The 20,918-nt window shown below is 44.5% G+C and carries 17 protein-coding genes; 6 read left to right on the forward strand and 11 right to left on the reverse strand.

Translation table 11 applies throughout. The features are described 5' to 3' along the window. Nucleotides 1-116: 116 nt before the first annotated feature. Nucleotides 117-1,280 (reverse strand): alanyl-tRNA editing protein, encoded by a 1,164-nt coding sequence (locus BQ9859_RS11995; RefSeq protein WP_075878385.1) that lies wholly within the window; start codon nucleotides 1,278-1,280, stop codon nucleotides 117-119. A 165-nt stretch (nucleotides 1,281-1,445) separates the two neighbouring features. Here BQ9859_RS11995 and BQ9859_RS12000 point away from each other — a divergent pair, with 165 nt between their 5' ends. Beyond that, complete coding sequence (locus BQ9859_RS12000) at nucleotides 1,446-2,324, forward strand: class I SAM-dependent methyltransferase (RefSeq protein ID WP_075878386.1); 879 nt, start codon at nucleotides 1,446-1,448, stop codon at nucleotides 2,322-2,324. 190 nt (nucleotides 2,325-2,514) lie between these two features. Further along, nucleotides 2,515-3,582, forward strand: a complete 1,068-nt coding sequence (locus BQ9859_RS12005; RefSeq protein ID WP_075878387.1) for a branched-chain amino acid aminotransferase — start codon at nucleotides 2,515-2,517, stop codon at nucleotides 3,580-3,582. A gap of 51 nt (nucleotides 3,583-3,633) precedes the next feature. Here BQ9859_RS12005 and BQ9859_RS12010 read toward each other — a convergent pair whose 3' ends face one another. Next, nucleotides 3,634-4,581 (reverse strand): flavodoxin family protein, encoded by a 948-nt coding sequence (locus tag BQ9859_RS12010; protein WP_075878388.1) that lies wholly within the window; start codon nucleotides 4,579-4,581, stop codon nucleotides 3,634-3,636. 175 nt (nucleotides 4,582-4,756) lie between these two features. On the opposite strand from BQ9859_RS12010, the gene BQ9859_RS12015 reads away from it, so the two are divergent. Then, nucleotides 4,757-5,350: a TetR/AcrR family transcriptional regulator gene (locus tag BQ9859_RS12015; RefSeq protein WP_075878389.1), complete on the forward strand. Its 594-nt coding sequence runs from the start codon at nucleotides 4,757-4,759 to the stop codon at nucleotides 5,348-5,350. 39 nt (nucleotides 5,351-5,389) lie between these two features. Here the strand turns inward: BQ9859_RS12015 and BQ9859_RS12020 are convergent, their stop codons facing one another. The 7 genes from BQ9859_RS12020 to BQ9859_RS12050 all read right to left on the reverse strand — a co-directional run bounded on the left by BQ9859_RS12020 (nucleotide 5,390) and on the right by BQ9859_RS12050 (nucleotide 13,292). Beyond that, the gene (locus tag BQ9859_RS12020) at nucleotides 5,390-6,772 is read right to left on the reverse strand and encodes an aminopeptidase (protein ID WP_202613499.1); all 1,383 of its coding nucleotides are present in this window, start codon (nucleotides 6,770-6,772) and stop codon (nucleotides 5,390-5,392) included. Next, nucleotides 6,765-7,544, reverse strand: coding sequence for a glutamate racemase (gene murI / locus BQ9859_RS12025; protein ID WP_075878391.1), 780 nt, complete (start codon nucleotides 7,542-7,544; stop codon nucleotides 6,765-6,767). Before murI ends, BQ9859_RS12020 begins: the two co-directional genes overlap by 8 nt. A 40-nt stretch (nucleotides 7,545-7,584) precedes the next feature. Next, nucleotides 7,585-8,211, reverse strand: a complete 627-nt coding sequence (locus BQ9859_RS12030; RefSeq protein ID WP_075878392.1) for a hypothetical protein — start codon at nucleotides 8,209-8,211, stop codon at nucleotides 7,585-7,587. A 44-nt stretch (nucleotides 8,212-8,255) separates the two neighbouring features. Continuing rightward, complete coding sequence (locus BQ9859_RS12035) at nucleotides 8,256-10,055, reverse strand: ABC transporter ATP-binding protein (RefSeq protein WP_075878393.1); 1,800 nt, start codon at nucleotides 10,053-10,055, stop codon at nucleotides 8,256-8,258. Further along, complete coding sequence (locus tag BQ9859_RS12040; protein WP_075878394.1) at nucleotides 10,045-11,778, reverse strand: ABC transporter ATP-binding protein; 1,734 nt, start codon at nucleotides 11,776-11,778, stop codon at nucleotides 10,045-10,047. The genes BQ9859_RS12035 and BQ9859_RS12040 overlap by 11 nt, the downstream gene beginning before the upstream one ends. Nucleotides 11,779-11,889: 111 nt before the next feature. Continuing rightward, the gene (locus BQ9859_RS12045; protein ID WP_075878395.1) at nucleotides 11,890-12,708 is read right to left on the reverse strand and encodes a Cof-type HAD-IIB family hydrolase; all 819 of its coding nucleotides are present in this window, start codon (nucleotides 12,706-12,708) and stop codon (nucleotides 11,890-11,892) included. Continuing rightward, nucleotides 12,705-13,292, reverse strand: coding sequence for a histidine phosphatase family protein (locus BQ9859_RS12050; protein ID WP_075878396.1), 588 nt, complete (start codon nucleotides 13,290-13,292; stop codon nucleotides 12,705-12,707). The genes BQ9859_RS12045 and BQ9859_RS12050 overlap by 4 nt, the downstream gene beginning before the upstream one ends. A gap of 151 nt (nucleotides 13,293-13,443) precedes the next feature. Here BQ9859_RS12050 and BQ9859_RS12055 point away from each other — a divergent pair, with 151 nt between their 5' ends. Together BQ9859_RS12055 and trhA are read left to right on the forward strand one after the other, a co-directional pair. Beyond that, nucleotides 13,444-14,871, forward strand: a complete 1,428-nt coding sequence (locus tag BQ9859_RS12055; RefSeq protein ID WP_075878397.1) for a leucyl aminopeptidase — start codon at nucleotides 13,444-13,446, stop codon at nucleotides 14,869-14,871. Nucleotides 14,872-15,051: 180 nt separating this feature from the next. After that, entirely contained in the window at nucleotides 15,052-15,780 is a 729-nt protein-coding gene (trhA, locus tag BQ9859_RS12060; protein ID WP_235846448.1) for a PAQR family membrane homeostasis protein TrhA, read from the forward strand. An 81-nt stretch (nucleotides 15,781-15,861) separates the two neighbouring features. Here the strand turns inward: trhA and pheT are convergent, their stop codons facing one another. Both pheT and pheS read right to left on the reverse strand, forming a co-directional pair. Beyond that, the gene (gene pheT / locus BQ9859_RS12065; RefSeq protein WP_075878398.1) at nucleotides 15,862-18,264 is read right to left on the reverse strand and encodes a phenylalanine--tRNA ligase subunit beta; all 2,403 of its coding nucleotides are present in this window, start codon (nucleotides 18,262-18,264) and stop codon (nucleotides 15,862-15,864) included. A gap of 13 nt (nucleotides 18,265-18,277) precedes the next feature. Next, nucleotides 18,278-19,312 carry a phenylalanine--tRNA ligase subunit alpha gene (pheS, locus tag BQ9859_RS12070; RefSeq protein ID WP_075878432.1) on the reverse strand — a complete coding sequence of 345 codons (1,035 nt, stop codon included), beginning with the start codon at nucleotides 19,310-19,312 and terminating at the stop codon, nucleotides 18,278-18,280. A gap of 390 nt (nucleotides 19,313-19,702) precedes the next feature. On the opposite strand from pheS, the gene BQ9859_RS12075 reads away from it, so the two are divergent. Beyond that, nucleotides 19,703-20,905, forward strand: a complete 1,203-nt coding sequence (locus BQ9859_RS12075) for a glycoside hydrolase family 3 protein (protein ID WP_143404437.1) — start codon at nucleotides 19,703-19,705, stop codon at nucleotides 20,903-20,905. The last annotated feature ends 13 nt before the right edge of the window (nucleotides 20,906-20,918 follow it).

Consider the following 20,918-nt stretch of genomic DNA (forward strand, 5'->3'; position numbering starts at 1 on the left):
CATTTTTCTCTAGAATATCATATCATAAATAATACTACAAGAAAACAAGAAACCCGACAAAACACGGCTGCAATTTCCTTAAAAAAAGCAGGATGCTATTGTTCCTGCTTTTGTGATCATTCGCCTTTTTGAACCATTTCCTGCAATGCTGTTTCCAATTGCTCTGTATACGTTCCGCCAAACTCCATAAAACTCAGGCTTCCTCCGCCTTTGAAATGAAATGCATCGATCAACAGGCGTTTCAGCGGCTGCAAGTCATAGGTGCTCTTTTCCCCTTTTGCTAACATGACTTTTGCTTTTTCATTTTCTCTCCATAAAAAGCACACCGCTTTCTCGCTGTTCTCCGCGATCATCTTTGCTAAGATGCGGATATCGGCTGCACTGTAGTCCGTATAGGTACGGTAAAGACATGGCTGGGCTGCCTCTTGGATCTCTTTGCATTCTTTGTCAAAGTAAAGACGACGCCATCCGTCCAATTCTTTCTGCATGGCATTTTTCTGTGCAATCAGCTTCGCAATGCCGGTATTCAGATAAATATGCGGTACCGACAATGTCTCACAGGCTTCATCCAGCACCTCATAGCGCTGGGTGATATTATTCAACAACTGATCCCCGCAGGCATATAAAATGCGATACCCGCGCGAGCTCTTTTCAAACCCGATGATCTGTAACATCTGCAGATAGCGCAAGGATGGAACATGCATGCAGCCGCAAGGCTCGATATCCAGATTGCCGATTCGCACCAACCGGATATCCTGTGCCGGCAATTTTTTGTTCGGACACAGTTGCTGTGCTTCTTTTTGTGAAGGATACAAAATGGTGACCGGCAGATCATCCCGGATCAATCCATTGCAAGTGACCTGCAGCTCGATCGCCATTTTCTTATTAAATTCTTTGAGATCAAATTCAACATTACATTCATCGATGCCGACATGGTGGCTCACTGTCTGTACACCGTAAATGCTTTCTACCAGCGCACTGATCAAGTGCTGTGCGGTATGGGCCTGACATTTTAAGAAACGCGTATGCGGATTGACATTCATCATGACATTGCCTTCCAGCTTTTCATCTAACAAATGCCAGAATCTGCCTTCTTCCACTTTCAATCCTTTTACCGGTCTTTTATTGATCATACCGCTGTCTTCTGCCATGCCGCCCTTGCCCTGGTAAAAGATCGTATCTTTGAAACAATGCCAGTACAGGCCGTGATCTTCACGCACCTCCTCTACTTTTGTATTGAGCTCCGTTTTAAAACAATCATCTAACATTTTATTGATCATCTGCTTACCTCCATTCCATGATTCCTTCCTGAAATGTTTGTTAATCCCATTGTAGCACAAAACCTTTCCGCAATCTTGGCATTCTCTTTTCTAAATTGTGTGAAATATTGTGTTCATTCAAGGCAAAGCATGCTATAATACGCAAAGACAGACGGGAGTGAGCACATGAATCAAGTAGCTGATCAATGGAAAGACTATGAATGCATCGACGCTGGAAACGGCGAAAAACTGGAACGCTGGAAAGACGTGATCCTGCGCCGGCCGGATCCCCTCGCCTTATGGCCGATCGAAGAAGAAAAAGATCTTTGGATCCATCCCCATGCCCACTATCATCGTTCAAATAAAGGCGGAGGTCATTGGGAATATAAGAAAAAAGTACCGGAAAGCTGGCAGGTGCATTATCGCGAGCTTTGTTTCAAGGTCAGTCCGACCGGATTCAAACATACCGGATTATTCCCGGAACAGGCAGCCAACTGGGATTTTATCATCGATCAGATCCGCCGCAGCAAACAAGACATCCGTGTCTTGAATCTGTTTGCCTATACAGGAGGAGCCACGATGGCAGCCGCTTACGGAGGTGCCCGTGAAGTCGTGCATGTCGATGCCAGCAAAGGCATGGTACAGTGGGCCAAAGAAAACATGATGCTCTCCCACTTGGAAGATCATAAGATCCGTTTTATCGTTGACGATGTCTTAAAATTTGTCGAACGGGAAAAACGCAGAGGCCGCACCTATCATGCGATCATCATGGATCCGCCAAGCTATGGAAGAGGTCCAAAAGGAGAGATCTGGAAGATCGAAGAACAATTATATCCTCTGGTACAGGCCTGCATGCAGATCTTAGATCCTGAGGCGCTGTTCTTTTTGATCAATTCCTATACGACCGGATTCCCGGCCAGTGTCTTAAACAATATTCTTTGCGCAACCGTTGCCAAACAGCATCCAAACGGCGTGATCGAATACGGCGAGATCGGACTGCCGATCACCAAAACAAAGACTGTTCTGCCTTGCGGCATCTATGGACGCTGGGTCAAACAAAAGTAACTATTTCAACAGGAGTGCAGCTGCATTCCTTTTTTATATCAGCCTGCGGTATTTCCCACGTTTTCTTAAATATTTTCATTTATTTTCAATAATATTTTCAAAAAAATGAAATTAGTTTCTTTTTCCTCTTGACGAATAACATACTTCGTACTACCCTTATAAATATAGATATTCGAAAGGGGTAATTTTCATGGAAATTAAAATTGAACGAGCAAAAACTTTAAAACCAAAACCAGCTGCTGATGCCGTATTGGGATTTGGTAAATATTATACCGATCACATGTTTGTGATGGACTGGGATAAAGATCAGGGGTGGCATGATGCACGCATCGTTCCATTTGGACCGATCCCGATGGATCCTGCCAGCATGGTTCTCCACTATGCACAGGAAACTTTTGAAGGATTAAAAGCATACCGTACAAAGGACAACCGCATCTTGTTGTTCCGTCCGGAAATGAACGCAAGACGTTTTGCCAATTCCAACCGTCGTTTATGCATGCCGGAAGTTCCAGAAGAAGACTTTGTAGAAGCAGTTACCAAATTAGTTGCTTATGAACAAGACTGGGTACCTGCACAGGAAGGAACTTCTCTTTACATCCGCCCATTCATGTTCGCAACAGAAGCTGCTGTCGGCGTACATCCGGCCAGCTCTTATAAATTCATCATCATCCTATCACCAGTCGGCGCTTACTATCCAGAAGGTGTCAATCCGGTCAAGATCTATGTAGAAGACGAATTTGTTCGTGCCACACCAGGCGGTACCGGATTTACTAAATGCGGAGGTAACTACGCTGCCAGCATCGCTGCACAGGTCAAGGCGGAAAAGATGGGCTATACCCAGGTATTGTGGCTGGACGGCGTGCATCGCAAATACGTCGAAGAAGTTGGTACGATGAACGTTATGTTCATGATCGACGGCGAGATCTACACCGCTCCTTGTGATGGAACCGTATTGCCGGGCGTTACACGTGATTCCATCATCCATATCTTGAAATCCTGGGGCTATAAAGTCAATGAAATGCACTTGTCGATCGACGATCTGATGAAAGCCGGCGAAGACAAGACATTGCAGGAAGCCTTCGGTACCGGTACTGCTGCAGTTATTTCACCGATCGGCGAACTGCTTTATAAAGGGGAAGAAGTTACGATCAATGATTTCAAGACAGGCGAACTGACACAGAAACTCTACGATACACTGACAGGTATCCAATGGGGCAATGTAGAAGATACATTCGGCTGGACAAAGGAAGTCAAATAAATCATTCAGATAAACAAAATGTGCAGGCAATTCAGCCCGCACATTTTTTATTTATTCGATCGTCTTGAATTTCTTGGCGATATATTTTTTCTTCTTTTCCTGTACCAGTTTTAAGTTTTCCGGATTGCTGTAGAAAGTACCCTGTGTTTCCGCGATTTCTTCCAAGTGCTTTGCACGGCCGGCTACTGTGGTACGATCTTTTAACAAGCCGTCTGACTGGATGACAAACTTCCATTTTCCATTCTCATCTTGTTCTAAGGTACCGCCGGCACCGCATACCTGGCACTCCACTGGATAATAGACGCCGTCCCATTGCGGTTCACCTAATACAAGGGCATTGGAATGACAATTCGGGCACCAGCCCTTGTCTTCTTCTCCCAACCACTTTCTCTGTTCTGCCGGTGTCTGCACTGCCTGCATGATATGATCGCCTAACAAAGTAGCACGCTGCATCAGTTCCTCATTCAACAAGCATTGTCCATTTCCCGGCACTCTGGTTGCCAACAGCATATCCACGACTTTCAGATCGGTCGTAAACATCGTTGCCTGTAAACCTTCTAATGACATTGACTGCCAGGAACGTGTAGAACCTCCTACCGCGATCAGGCCGGCTACACGATCTTTGTGCGGAATGACGCCGATCGTTTCCAAAAAGGAAGTTTCATAGCTCAAGCTGCGATGCGCAAATGATAAATAAACGGAAGCCGGCATCAGATCATATGTCGGCACAGAGAAGATCACCGCATCCTGATCCAGCATGACATCCATGATCTTTTTCTTGTCATCTTTGTCATCCAGCACACATCCAATATGTTTTCCCTGCGACATTGCTTTTGTACAAGCCGTACATCCTGTACAATCCATGATGTGATAATCACGCAGATTGATCATCGTCACATCGGCGCCTTGTTCCTCACAGCGCATCAAGGCCTCTTTCAACAAAATTTCGCTGTTGCCGTTTTTTCGGCCAGCGGTAATTCCCATAATTTTATATGTCATACCTCTCTCATCCTTTCTCGCCCACTATTTGTGTGCTATAATTTTTTTGATTAAAAAGCTGTCTGTTTCCAATTTCTCATTTTAACAAACACTTTTTTCAAAAACCATCATCAGCTTTTTTTATTTTGTTGGATATCCAACAGATCCTCTTATTTTCGTTGGATAAGGAGGCACTATGGCAAAACAAGATCTGCGCATCATCAAAACGCACCGGCAGTTAGAGCTGGCATTATTGAATTGTTTACAAACAACTCCCTTTCATAAGATTACGATCGAACAGCTCTGCCAAAAAGCAATGGTCAATCGTTCCACCTTTTACAGTTATTATCAGGACAAAGAAGATTTTCTAAAACGCTTTATCGAACAGCAGTTATCTTTGTTCAAAGAAAAAGTCGATGTGCAGTTTATTCTGGCTAACCCCATGCATATCCACGATACGATCTATATGGACAGCTTTCAGCAGATCTTGCAATTTCTATATGAAAGAAGAGAAATTTTCATGACTTTATGGGAAGCCGATATCCCGCGCAAGATCTATGATGAAATGCTGGCGATCATCCAGGAAAAGCTGGTAGCTACCATGCAGACAAAAAACAAGTATGCCTCTCTCTATGCTTCTTTGTTTGCTTCCGACATGCTTTCGATCATCCGCTGGGGCCTACAGCATCCCCACACGATCGCTGCCGATGAATTAGAAGCGATCATGGCTTCCAACATGCGCATCGGCATGTTTCAAAGCTTCAAACATTTTACAAAGAAAAGTTCATGAAAAAAGGATGTTTCCAATTTCTGGAGACATCCTTTGTTATTATCCAGCATATGTCAGGAATGCGACATACCCTTTCTTTGCTTCATAGATATCGGCTTTGGAGCTGACTTCCCATGGTGCATGCATATTATGCAAAGCGACGCCGCTGTCGATCACTTCCATGCCGTAGTTTGCTAAGATATAAGCGATGGTACCGCCTCCGCCTTGATCGACCTTGCCTAATTCACTGGTCTGATAAGCAACATTGCCTTTTTCCATGATCATGCGAAGTTCTGCCATATATTCCGCATTGGCATCATTGCAGCCGCTCTTGCCACGTGCACCGGTATATTTGTTGAATACCAGTCCTTTGCCAAAATAAGCGCAGTTGTTTGGTTCCATGACGCTTGCATAGTTTGGATCAAAGGCAGCAGAAACATCGCTGCTCAGCATCTTGGAATTCTGCAATGCACGGCGCAGTTTCAATTCAGAATATGCACCCATACGATCCATCACTTCCGCCAAGGCATTTTCAAAGAAATGGGACTGCATGCCGGTTGCTCCCTGACTGCCGACTTCCTCTTTATCGACCAGCAAGCAGACAGCAGTTTTTTCTACTTCTTCCATCTCCAGCATAGCCACTAAGCTCGTATACGCACAAACACGGTCATCTTGTCCATAACCGATCACCATCGAACGATCCAAGCCAAGATCACGCGCTTTTCCTGCTGGTACGATCTCGATTTCTGCAGATATAAAATCACTTTCTTCCACATCATAACGTTCTTTCAGCATCTGTAAGACATTGGCTTTGACTTTTTCTTTTTCTTCCCCTTTTAAAGGCATTGAACCAAATGTCACATTCAGATCTTCTCCTTCAATGACCGTCGTTGCTTTTTTCTGCATTTGATCACCAGAGAGATGCACCAACAAATCGGATACGACAAATACCGGATCATCTTCCTGATCGCCGATGCAGACATCCACCTTTGTTCCATCTTTCTTAACGATCACGCCATACATGGCCAAAGGCAAAGTGACCCATTGATATTTTTTGATGCCGCCATAATAATGCGTATCTAAATAAGCGATCTCTGTGTTTTCATATACCGGATTCTGTTTGAGATCCAGGCGCGGGGAATCGATATGGGCTCCCAGAATATGCATTCCTTCTTCCAATGGACGATTGCCCAAATGGAACAATACGATCGATTTGTCCATCATCGTCAAATAGACCTTATCCTGCGGTTTTAATGTTTCGTTTTTGGCGATCACTTCCCGCAGATCTTGATAACCATGTTCTTTTGCCATGGCCACGCTTGTTTTTACACAAGCACGTTCACTTTTATTTTCACTGATGAATTTTTTGTAATCTTCTGCTAAAGCAAATACATTTTCTAATTCTTTTTCATCATAAGTTTCCCAAGCATTCTTTTCACTCATCATCATGACCTCCTAACAATTTCTTACATAGCAGGATCAGCTGCGGATCCTGTTTTGAGTTTTCGATATGTACGCTGCCCTTTCCCTCTTTGCATCTTTTCCCCTGCTGCTGCAGCAGATCTTCCAAATGCAGGGCCGTTCCGTGATTTCCATCGATCACGTGAATGTGTGCCGGCAGCAGTTTTTTAAAATATGAGCGGTAAAAAACAAAATGTGTACAGCCTAATACGATGCTGTTGATCTTTGAAAGATCATATGCCTGCAGATATTCCTGCAGCTGGGCCGTCACTACTTCCTCATTCCCCAGCTCATCATGTTCAACGATCTCGACCAGACGCGGACATGGCTGACGATAGATCGTATGGGCATCCTGAAAGCGCTGCATCAGTTTTGCAAACTTTTCTTCTTTCAATGTGAGCGGTGTGGCCATAACGATGATATGCTGCCGCTCTCCCAGCTCACAGGCGACTTTCAATGCCGGCTCCATGCCGATGATCGGCAGATCATACCGCGCACGCAGCACATTGACACAGGCACTGGTAGCCGTATTGCAGGCTACGACGATGGCTTTCACATCCTGAGCGATAAAATGATCGCAGATTTCGATACAGCGCTGTGTGATCACTTCCTTGTCCTTGACACCATAAGGTGCAAAGGCACTGTCGCCGAAATACAGAAAATGTTCCTGCGGCATCAATGCACGCATTTCTTTGAGCACGCTGATTCCGCCTAAGCCGGAATCAAAGATACCGATGGGCTGTTGCTTGTCCATGCTTTCACCTCTCATAGCAATCTTTATTATACTCTTTTTCCTATGAAATTTCATCCAGGAAACGCTGCATCTCGTCTTTGACATCCGCTAAATAGAATGCGCTCAAACCTTGAGATGCATGCAGCAAAGAATGATTGGCACCCGGACAGAAGATCTTCGTCTTGCAATCCAGCATCGAAAGTGCAGACAGATCTTCCTCATCCAAAAACGGATCTTCATCTCCGTAAGCGATGATATCTTTTGTTTGGATCAGCGGAATCGTTTGTTTCAACGGCGTCAGCAAGATCGCCGGCTGATTTGTGTAAGATTCACGCAGCATGCAGGCAATGATCGTACCAAAGCTCTTAGCAACAAAATGAAACTGCATGGGTATCAGCTGTTCCAATGTTGCTTTTGCCCGGGCAGCTGCTAATGGAACACATGCTGCTATCGATTCTTTCATCTTTGTTTTATCATACGGCAGCTCTCCAAAAGAAAGTTCGAGCACATTGAATCCCTTTTGCAAAGCCAGCTCTTTCATTTCCGCTAACAAAGGGCGGTCAAACAGATAGCCAAATCCCGGCAGCAGCACGATACAGTGGCTGCTGTTTTGTTCATACAGCACGCTTCCTGAATTTCCGATTTCTTTTCTTTCCATATCCTGCACCTCTTCTATCTCTCTATTCATTATAAACATCTCTTTTTTCCTTGCAACAGAAAAAGGAACTTTGCTTATGCAGCCGTTCCTTCTTCCTGATCCGCAAACTGCGAATGATAAAGTTTTTCGTATACGCCTTGTTTTGCCAGCAGGCTTTCATGAGTTCCCTGTTCCACGATGTCCCCATGCTGAATGACCAGGATCAGATCAGCATTTTTGATCGTTGACAAACGATGGGCAATGACAAAGCTCGTTCGATTTTCCATGACCCGCGCCATGGCTTCCTGCAGCATCTTTTCCAAACGGGTATCTACCGAGCTTGTTGCTTCATCCAGGATCAGGATCTGCGGATCTTTCAAGATGGCCCTGGCAATGGTCAGCAGCTGTTTTTCTCCTTGCGAGATATTATTTCCTTCTTCGTTGATGACCGTATCATAACCATGGCTCAATGTACGGATAAAATGATGGATATTGGCCATTTTGGCAGCTTCGATCACCTCGTCTTTTCGTGCCGTCAAACGCCCATAGCGCAAATTGTCATAGATCGATCCTTGAAACAGCCACGTATCCTGCAAGACCAGGGAGAACAAGGATCGCAGATCTTCGCGCTTCATATCACGAATATCGACACCATCGATACGGATGGAACCGCCTTTGACATCATAAAAACGCAGCAGCAGATTCATCAGCGTGGTCTTTCCTGCACCGGTCGGTCCCACCAATGCGACCATCTGCCCCGGCTGTACATGGATATTGACATCTTTCATCAACAATGTGTCATCATACCCAAACTGCACATGGTCAAACGTAACCTGTCCCTGTACCTGTTCGATCATGGCGGCAGGTTCTTTGTCCGGGATTTCTTCCTCTTCCTGTAACAATCCAAATATACGTCCCATGGCAGAAAAAGCCGCCTGTACCTGGGAAGATAATTGAGAGATCTGCGACAAAGGATCATTGATCTGCCAGATATAGCGAATGAACGCCTGCAGCTGCCCTACCCGGATCGATCCATCCAATACAAATAAACACCCGAGCACCGCCACGCTTCCGATCGTCAGATACGTACACAGCGAGATCAGCGGCGAGATCAAACTGGAGACAAACTGCGCCAAAAAACTGGAACGGCACATGCGTTCATTGACCGCATGAAAGGCAGTGATCGCATCTTCCTGTTTGCCATACAAAATGATCTCATTAAAACCGCCATACATCTCTGTGATCGTCGCATTGAGTTCCCCTAACGTCGTTTGCTGTTCATCAAACAGACGCTGCGAATGTTTCACTATGATGCGCGTGATCAATAAAGAAAGCGGAATGATGATCATTGCCACCAAGGTCATCGTCGCATGGATGCTCAGCATCATCATAATGACAAAAATAAATGTCAAGATACCGCCAAAGACACGGGTCAATGTTTGCTGCAGTGCATTGCTGAGCGCATCGACATCATTGGTCACCCGGCTCAATACATCGCCAAAAGGATGATCATCAAAGTAACGCACCGGAAGACGCTGGATCTTCTTTTGCAAGGCATTGCGCAGATCATGCATGGACCCTTGGATGGCATCGGTCAAGAAAAAGGCCGTGATCAGCTGGGAGAATGTCTTTAAGAAATACAGTCCCAGCAGGATCATCATGATCTTGATCACCACATCGAAATGAACATGTGCCCCGGGCACTCCCTGCATGATCTCCATTGCATCTTGTGTCAGCTGGGTCGTGATCCACCCTTCTACGCTTGGATTCAATGCGAAAGTCAGCTGGGATACGATGACCATTCCCAAGGCAAGCAATGCTTTCCAACGATACGGTCTCATAAAATACAGCACGCCGCGGATGCAGGAAGAAACCGCTGCTTTTTTACTTTCCATAGCCCATTTCCTCCTCGCTTAACTGAGACGCCGCAATTTCATGATAGATCGGACAATTCTTTAACAGCGCACGATGGGTGCCCTGTCCGACGACTTTCCCCTCATCCAGCACCACGATCTGATCTGCCTGCATGATCGTAGAGACCCGCTGGGCAACGATCATCATGATCGCATCTTTGACTTCTCCTTTTAACGCTTTGCGCAGTCTGGCATCGGTCGCAAAATCCAATGCTGAAAAAGAATCATCATAAATATAAACCTGCGGATGGCGTACAATGGCACGGGCAATCGATAAACGCTGTTTCTGCCCGCCCGAGACATTGGTTGCCCCTTCTACGATACGCTCCTCAAACTGGTTTGGTTTTTCCATGATGAAGTCGTACGCCTGGGCAATCTTTGCCGCATGCTCAATTTCTTCATTATCTGCCTGCTTGTTGCCAAAGCGGATATTATCGGCAATAGAACCGCGGAACAACACTGCTTTTTGTGCCACATATCCGATCTTTGCGCGAAGATCTTGTACAGCATACGAGCGAATATCCTCGCCATTGATCCGGATGCTGCCGCTGCTCACATCATAAAAGCGCGGTACCAAAGAAACCAATGTGGATTTCCCGCTGCCGGTCGAACCGATAAAAGCAATCGTTTCCCCTTTGCGCACCGTAAAATTGATATCGCTCAAGACGGCTTCTTCGCCATCCGGATAGGCAAACGTTACATGATCAAAAGTGATTTCTTCGATTTTCTGCAGTTTTTTGGGATCGATCGGGTCCTGGATGCTGCTTTGTGCATGCAGCACCTTCTGGATGCGTTTCGCCGATACATTTGCACGCGGATACATCATGAATACTGTGCAAAACAGCATCACAGACAACATGGCATGAAATAAATATTCCATGAAAGCCACCAGTTTTCCAACTTGCAGCAGATCGGCATCGATCATTCCTGCCGCCACATAATAAATCGCCAACGCCGCTAAATTCATCACTAAAAAGAAGATCGGTTCAGTGGAAGACATCAGCTTGAAGATATTTTTGGACTGTGTCATGAAAAAACGGTTTTCCTGATCGAAACGCCTGGTCTCATAGGCATCATTATTAAAGGAACGAATGACGCGGATCCCGGTCAAATTCTCGCGGAAGATCCGATTCAAACGGTCCAACGAACTTTGCTGACGCTCGCTGATTGGCTGCGATACTTTCCCGACAACGACCACGCCGACGACAATGACGGGGATCGTAGAAGCAATGATCATTGAAAGTTGCAGGCTGGAGCGGATCGTCAAGGCAAAACTGACGATGATCATCACCGGTGTCAGCAATGCCGTACGCAAGATCACATTCATGAACATCATGATCTGATACGCATCATTATTCGTTCGGGTGATCAAAGAGGAAACGCCGAACTGATTCATCTGTGCATGCGAAAAGTGCTGTACCTGCGCAAACACATCGTTGCGGATATCTCTTGTCACCGAAGTGGAGATCCTGGCACAACAATACCCCAACAAGATCGTTCCGCAAACACCGACGATCGAAATGATCGCAATGATCATCCCGCTTTGAAATAAATATTGACGGTCTTGACGCAGAACGCCTTCATCGATCATATTGGACACCATGGTCGGGATCCCCAGTTCCACCAAGGCAAAACCAAACACAGACAAGATATTCAATGCCACCCAGATCTTGTAACGCTTCATATATTGTAAGATCAGTTTCACTTTTCCACCTCTTTCTCCCCTTCACTGTTATCATTCTAACATACCTGTTTTTTTGTTTCCAGAGCAGCCGGCAATAGAAAAAACAGCCTGTATTCTGCACAGGCTGTCTGCTTATCGAATCGACATCGCAAAAGCAATGGCTTCCGCAACGGCACTTTCCTGATTCGTATGTTTGCATACATGATCACAGATCTGCTTTATCTCCTGCGGTGCATTGGCAACTGCCACCGATACGCCGGCTGTTTTTAACATAGCGATATCATTATAGCTGTCTCCAACGGCCATCGTCTCTTCCATCGGAATATGAAAATATTGTGCCAACTTGATCAAGCCGCTTCCTTTATGCACACCTTTCTTATTGATCTCGATAAAACGGTCTGATGAAAAACTGATCTCCAGATCTGCTTTCAGATCTTGCGGCATCTCTTTTACAAATTGCTGAAGATATGCCATATCCTGACGTTCATACAACAGTTTGGGGATCAACTGCGTCTGCAAAAAATCGACCTGCTGCGGCAAGACTTCTAATTGATCGATAAATAATGGCAGATCCTTTTCTTCCTTGGCATCCACCTTTTCATAATATAACGTACCTGAACCAGTAAAGACCTCGATACCGATGCCTTTTTCTCTTCCATATGCGATCAGCTGTTTTGTCTTGTCCCAGTCTAAACCATTGGAAACCAAGATCTTTCCCGTATTTTCAGTGACCATAGCACCATTTGTGCTGATGACATAATGACCAGCTTTTTCCCAGACATCTAACTGTGTCAAGGTCCGCTTCAAGCCAGTATACAATCTTCCTGTACACGGCACAAAGATACCGCCCTGTTTTTCGAAAGCTGTGATAGCTTCGATGTTTTCCTGCGATACGTTCTTCGCATTGTCTAACAATGTTTCATCTAAATCACATGCAATCAATCGAATCATTCGTCTTCACCATCCGCACCATTTAAATAAGCTGCATTTAAATTATATTCTACGACGACCAGCTGTCCTTTCACTTTTTCGATCAGCGATACGCTTGCGTTATTCAAATGAATATGCACAGGACGCAATGCCGGATCGATTCGTTTCAACAACTGCGTGATTGCTGAACCATGGGAAACGATCAACACATCGCCTGTGTACGTTTCTGAAATCTCTTGAATCGCATCATACATTCGTTGTGCGACATCTTCCAAACTTTCTGCTCCCTGCACCTTTTCTTGATACAGACGATGACGGGCATCTTCACTAAAATGAACACCATCTAATTCGCCAAATTCACGTTCGATGATCCTTGGATCGATCACTCTTTGTTTTGCATCTACAAACTTTGCAAAGATATCTCCCGATTCTTTTGCCCTGGATAATGGAGACGTAATCAAGGCATCAAATACATGGCCCTGCAATTCTTTTGCAGCATCTTCAATCTGTTTGCGTCCTCGATCGTTCAATGCAATATCCTGTCGTCCTTGGATACGGCCTTCTGCATTCCATTGTGTTTCCCCATGTCTAACGATATAGATCATCCTCTGTACCTCCCTTTTATTCAATACCGCTTATGTCCTTTATTATATCACATTGTTTACAAAACGCATGTGAAACAATTTTCACGATTGTATTCTTACTTTCTTTTATTTTCATCCATGCTATAATAATACAATAGAAAGAAGGTTCGCTATGAATTACTTGACGTTAGAAGAAGGAAAACAACAAGCAAATACATGGATCGTCCCTGTGTATACAGAAGATCACATTCCCGCTGTTTTTGCACAAGCTTTGGACTATGACCCAAGTGAACAGATCAAAAGAGAAGCTGGACAATTGACCACTCTTTTTACAATGGGAAAGATGGCGGCACCATCTATTTGCTTTGTAGCTATGGGAAAAAAGAAAGACATTACATATGGAAAAGCAAAACGCTATTTCGGCAATGCGTTTTATGCCCAAAAAGAGGACTGCTGTTTCTATGTAGACAGTGCAGCAAGCGATACATGTTCAATGGAGCAGATGGCTAGAGCTGCCGGTTTTGCCAGTGTATACAGCACCTACCGCATGCAGAAGATCGAAGCAGAACAAAACGATGCACCAGCGGTTGCTTTTGTGTCAGATCAAGATTTGCAGGCAGCCATTGCAGAGGGCATGGAAATTGCCGCATGCATCAACCATGCACGCGATTTGGGAAATCTGCCATCCAATTATCTGACACCAGATACGTTTGTGGAAAAGGCAAAAGCCCTGGCTGAGGAATTAGAAGTAGAAATAGAAGTACTGGATAAAGAAGCATTGACCAAGATGGGAGCAGGTGCGCTGTTAGGCGTCAACCGCGGATCGGATAAAGGTGCTTACTTGCTGACACTGACTTACCGCGGCAATGGCGATGCACCGATGACTGCTTTAGTTGGAAAAGGCATCACCTTTGACAGCGGAGGATATTGCCTGAAACCACGTACATCGATGACCGGAATGAAATATGACATGTGCGGAGCAGCAAACATGCTCTCTGCTTTGGAATATGCAGCACGTACGAAAGCGAAAGTCAACTTGATGGCAGTCTTGGCCTTGACGGAAAACAAGATGGGTCCAAATGGATTTACACCGGATGAAGTGCTCATTTCTTTAAGCGGCAAGACCATCGAAGTGACCAACACGGATGCCGAAGGACGTTTGATCTTATGCGACGCCATTACGCATGCCGCCAACAAAAAAGCTGCACGCATCATTGATATGGCCACTTTGACAGGTGCTTGCGTCACAGCCCTTGGCGATCGCTATACCGGTACTTTTACAAACGATCCTGCATTCTTGGAAGCATTGAACAATGCAGCAAAAGAAAGCGGAGAGCTTGTCTGGCAGCTGCCTTTGGATGCAGAATTCAAGAAACAAGTACAAAACAGCGATGTGGCAGACTTGATCAATTCCATTCCAAACGGCAAAGGCGGCAGTTCTTTAGCAGCCGCATTCTTGAGTGCATTTGTTCCAGAACAAACACAGTGGATCCACTTGGATATCGCAGGTCCTGCGGAAACAACTGCTTCCAGCTCCTATGCAGCAAAAGGCGCAACCGGAGTCATGATCGAGACACTGATCCAATTGCTTTGCAAATAACGTAAAAAGCAGCACACAAAGTGCTGTTTTTTTTCATCTTTCCATCCAAACGCACATAGATATAGAAAAGATGTTCATTGCCATTGCATTTTCCCAAATGTATTGTATAATATGAATATCCTATCATCTAGTATCGATTACTAGATATTAAGTATTTACAATCTAGGAGGTGCGTATATCATGAAACAATCCAACTCTGCTATGACTCATTTTTCGCAATCACCACTGTTTTCAGCTCCTCAAAAGCCAGAAATACGATCAGTTCTGCTTTCTTTTAAGGATCCAGGCAGTGCGATCACACACTTGATTGCTTTTGTGCTGACTTTATTGGCATCCATTCCTTTATGGATCTGTGCCAAACAAACCAATGATATGACCAGTCTGCTCTCTATGATCATCTTTTCCTTTTCCATGATGGCGCTCTATGCAGCCAGCACCTGTTATCATAGTTTTGATACGACCCCGAAAGCCAACCGTGTACGAAAAAAGATCGATCATATGATGATCTTTATCCTCATCGCCGGCAGTTATACCCCGATCTGTCTGTTAGCCCTGCCAACACCAACCTCTGCCATCTTATTAGCAGCTGTTTGGTCACTGGCCTTTCTTGGCTGTATCTTGAAACTTTGCTGGATCTATTGTCCAAAATGGGTTTCTTCCGTTTTATACATTGCCATGGGCTGGACCTGTCTATTTGCCTTGCCGCAGCTGTTGCAATCATTGCATACCGCACAGTTTATCTGGCTGCTTGCCGGGGGCATCATCTATACGATCGGCGGCGTGATCTATGCACTCAAACTTCCGCTTTTTAACTCTCTTCATCCTCATTTCGGCTCTCATGAAATCTTTCACTTGTTTGTGATGGGCGGCAGCTTATGCCATTTTGTCGTGATGTTCTTATTGCTTTAAACAAAAGCTCTGCAGCAAGAGCTTTTTTATTTTCCATAAAAAAGGACATCCATTGATTGGATGTCCCCTCTTTTTCCATCATTAAGCACGCAGCTGTGCCTGTACCTCTTTCTGCAAAGTTTCCATGACTTTCTCATGAATCTGATTGATATCTTGGTCGGTCAATGTTTTTTCTGCTGACTGGAACACGATCGTAAGCGCCACAGACTTCTTGTCCGCTTCGACATGTTCTCCTTCATACACATCAAACACTTCGACGTTCTGGATCACATTTTCTTTTCCAAGCTTTCCGCATTTTTGAATACTGTTGATGATATCTCCTACATGGACACCGCGATCCACTACCAATGCAAGGTCACGGGAAACAGAAGGATATTTCGAAATCGGCTCAAATTTTACTTTTGCCGCTGCATTCTCCAATAATACCTCCATATTGAATTCACCCATGACCGCATCTTTTACATCATATTGTTTCGCCATATTCGGATGAATCTTTCCAAAGATACCAAGCAATGTCTTGCCGATATAGACTTCTGCACTTTGATATGGATGGAAATGTTTTACATCTTTGGTATTCTCTTTAAAGATCACACGATGCGTATTGAATCCAAGCGTTTCCAGCAAGGACTGCAACAATCCCTTGATCGTATAGAAATCTGCCGGTGTCTCGACCTTTTGCCATCTGCTCTTTTGCAAGCTGCCGCACAAGACGATGCCAAAACGTTCTTCCATGCTGTCTTGCGAATATACGCTGCTGATCTCAAACAGCGGAACATCTTTGATCGAACGCGCCAAATTATAAGCTGCACTTTCTAACAGGCTTGGCAAGATGCTGGTACGTACATATTTTCGTTCTTCGCTCATCGGCGATGCCAAAGTCACATAACTCTTTAACGGCATGATGGCATCCTGCAGTTCCTGTTCACCGACCAAAGTATACGTTTCCGCTTCATAGAAGCCTTGGTTTGTAAAGATCTCGCGTAAACGGCGGCGCAATTGCTGGCGTTTTGTCAGCGCACCAACGGTTGCAGGCATGATCGGCATTGTGCTAGGCAGATCATCAAAACCGATCAAGCGAATGATTTCTTCTGCAATATCCGCCTCCATGGAGATATCCTGACGGTAACTTGGGATCACGACATGGATCTTGCGCTGTGTTTGTACTGGTGAAAAATCAAGACGGGTCAATACATCCATCATCTGTGCATCACTGAAAGATGTACCTAATAATTGATTGATGCGATCGATATCGACATCAAACTGTTTTTCTTCTACTTTCCACTCATTTGAATACACTGTTTCTTCAATGTCTTTGGCATCCGCATATTCCACTAACAATTGAATGGCACGATCCATGGCAGCGATCGGCGCATGAGGCTCGATTCCTTTTTGGTAACGGATGCATGCATCAGTGTTTAAATTTAAACGGCGCGCTGTGTTTCGAATCGCTACATGATCAAAGATGGCAGCTTCGATCAAGATGCCTTTTGTATCATCTAAGATCTTCGAGTTGTCACCGCCCATGATTCCGGCAATAGCCACTGGTTTGTCATTGACCGTGATCATCAGATCTCCCGGCTGAATAGCATATTCTACATCGTCTAATGCAGTATATTTACAAGTCAGATCATCACGAACGACGATCTCCTCTTTTTCCAATCGGTTCAGATCAAAGAAATGCAACGGCTGTCCTGTCTCCAGCATGACCAAATTGGAGATATCGACCACGTTATTGATCGATTTGATGTTGCTGGCCATCAATAATTCTTTCATCCATTTTGGACTTTCCTTGATCGTTACGCTGCGGACGATCTTTCCTGTATACAACGGACATTTTTTTGTTTGTGAAGAAACTTTTAGATTCGTTTGACCACCGCAATTGCTCGCTCCTTCATAAGACGGCAATGTCACCTTGCGGTTTAAGATCGCTCCTGTCTCTTTCGCCATAGCAAACGCAGCCATGCAGTCATTACGATTCGGTGTCAGTGAAACATCCAGGATCTCATCATCCAATCCTAAATATTCCAATACATGCGTATCTCCCACAACGGCATCCTCTCCTAAGATCTCGATGCCTGCTTTTTGTTCATCTGTCAAGCTCTTTGGATCTACTCCCAATTCCAGCAAGGAACAGATCATACCGTTGCTTTCCTGTCCGCGGATCACGCTGGCTTTGATCTCTCCGCCTGGCAAGATCGCACCCGGCAAGGAAACGATGACCTTCTGTCCGGCTGCTACGTTGGGAGCACCGCAAACGATCTGTCGCGTATCTGTACCTACATCGACTTGACAAACATGCAAATGATCGCTGTCTGGATGATCGACACAACTTTTCACATAGCCGATCACTAAGTTGGTAGCTTTTGCCCCTTTATCGATACCTTCTACTTCCAAGCCGGCATTCGTAATGCGATCTGCAATTTCTTCAATGGAAAGATCGCTGATATCCATATATTGACTTAACCATTTTTTTGAGATTAACATTGCTTTTGCCCTCCTATTCGAATTTCGTGAACGTCTTCAAGAAACGGATGTCATTCGTATAGAAATGACGAATATCATCAATACCATACTTCAACATAGCGACACGTTCAGCCCCGATACCAAATGCAAAGCCGCTTACTTTTTCTGGATCATAGCCAGCCATGCGCAACACATTTGGATGCACCATACCAGCACCCAGGATCTCGATCCATCCGGTACCTTTGCAAGTAGGGCATCCTTTTCCTCCGCACATGTGGCAAGAGACATCCACTTCTACGCTTGGTTCCGTAAATTGGAAATAACTTGGACGGAAACGTATGACACGTTTTTCGCCAAACATACGTTTAGCAACAAACTCTAATGTCCCTTTTAGATCGCTCAATCGAATGTTTTCACCAACGACCAGCCCCTCTACTTGGGTAAACTGATGAGAATGCGTAGCATCATCATCATCACGACGATACACTTTTCCAGGACAGATGACCTTGATCGGTGTACGCGGTGCATCTTTTTCCAAAACGCGCATCTGAATCGCTGTCGTATGCGTACGAAGCAAATGTTCTACGTCAATATAGAAAGTATCTTGCATATCCCGTGCCGGATGATCCTTTGGAATATTTGCACGTTCAAAGTTATAAAAATCCAATTCTACTTCCGGTCCTTCTTCTACGCTGTACCCTAAACCGATGAACAGATCTTCAATCTCTTTCTGCACAAGAGTCAAAGGATGGATATTTCCTAAATTTGGTTTTCTGCCATCCAATGTGATATCGATCTTTTCCTGCTGCAAACGATCATTGACTTCTTTTTCTTCCAATACGACGTGTTTTTCATCAATAGCTGCGCCGATTGCCTGTTTCAATGCATTGACCTGCTGACCAAAGGCAGGACGTTCCTCCTTTGGCAGATCTTTCATGGATTTCATCAGATCCTGAATCGGTCCTTTTTTACCTAAATAAAAAACACGCAAATTCTGCAGATCGGCCAAACTTTCACATGCTGCAATGCGGCTTAAGCCTTCATTTTTGATGTTTGTTATTTTTTCCATACTCATTTCCTTTCTTGCCAAAAAAAAAGCACAAGTGCAGGAACGAACATACGCTCGCGGTACCATCCTGCTTCATCTTGCGACACACCTTGATTCTCATGATAACCGAATGAATCGGGAGAGGATTTCTCTCACTCACAGGTGAATTCAACAGTTCTGACTCAAGGTGTCTTTCAGTCGGTGAACACCTCTCCCTAGCAATCAGTTTGTCTGCCTACTACTCCTGATCTACGTTTTACAATGTAATTATTATATCCTTTTAAAGTGCTTATTTCAAGGGAAAAATATAAGCTTGTCATCAATAGAGGCTCTTTGTACAATAAGAGTAGAGAGACAAGATAGACCATTTCATTTTTTAATGCTTAAGAGCTGAGAGCAGAAAGGATCCTTATGCGTACAAAAAAGAAAAAAAGAAATATTTCTATGATTTTAACTGTTTTATTTGCCTTGCTTTCTGTCATTTCTATCCTTCTTTATTCTATGGTATGGTTTACACGTCTACAGCAGGAAAACACATCTGCCGCATCTTTGCAATCCGCTTTATCCTCTCATATACAGCATAGTCTTTCTAAAATAGAATATCCAGCTCATACAAAGATCCAGGATCTTTTGGATCAAATGACAATAGAAGAGAAAGTTGGACAACTCTTTCTTGCACGTTGCCCGCAAGAAAAAGCAATAGAAAAAATAAATACATATCATTTAGGCGGCTATCTTCTTTTTGAGCAAGATTTTTCTAATAAAAGCAAAGAACAGATCCAGCATACCATTCAGAGCTATCAACAAGCATCTTCGATCGGATTATGGATCGGTGCAGATGAAGAAGGCGGAACTGTCAACCGCATCAGCACAAACCCTCAATTACGTGCCGTTCCATTTTGGTCCCCTCAGGATCTGTATCAAGAAGGCGGTTATGAGCTGATTCGTTCTGACACAAAAGAAAAATGCCAATTATTGCAAGAGCTGGGAGTAAACCTTAACTTTGCCCCCGTATGCGACGTCTGTGATCAACCTGCAGATTTTATTTATCCAAGGACTTTTGGAAAAGATGCAAACACAACAAGCACCTATGTGCAAGTCGTCGTACAAGAAATGAAACAGCAAAAAATCGGCAGCGTGCTCAAACATTTTCCAGGATACGGCAACAACCTGGATACACATACCGGCATATCCCATGACCAGCGTCCATACACGACATTTATTTCAAATGATTTTTTGCCTTTTCAGGCAGGAATCAATGCCGGCGCTGATCTTGTCCTAGTCTCACATAATATAGTGGAATGTATGGATGACTCTTCTCCTGCATCTCTTTCCGCCAATGTACATTCCATTCTCCGCAACGATCTAGGCTTTACCGGCGTGATCATCACCGATGATCTTGCAATGCAGGCCATTCAAGACAACTGCCCGAAAGAAGAGATTGCAATACGGGCCCTATTAGCCGGCAACGACGTATTATGCTGTACTGATTTTGAAGAACAGATCCAATACGTTTTAAATGCTGTTCAGGACGGTACGATTTCGGAAGCTCGTATCGATGTATCTCTTATACGTATCTTGCAATGCAAAGAACAATTAGGTATCCTTAAATGACAGGAGGTCGTGA

Origin of the sequence: Merdibacter massiliensis, assembly GCF_900155395.1 — a bacterium.
GTDB lineage: Bacteria > Bacillota_I > Bacilli_A > Erysipelotrichales > Erysipelotrichaceae > Merdibacter > Merdibacter massiliensis.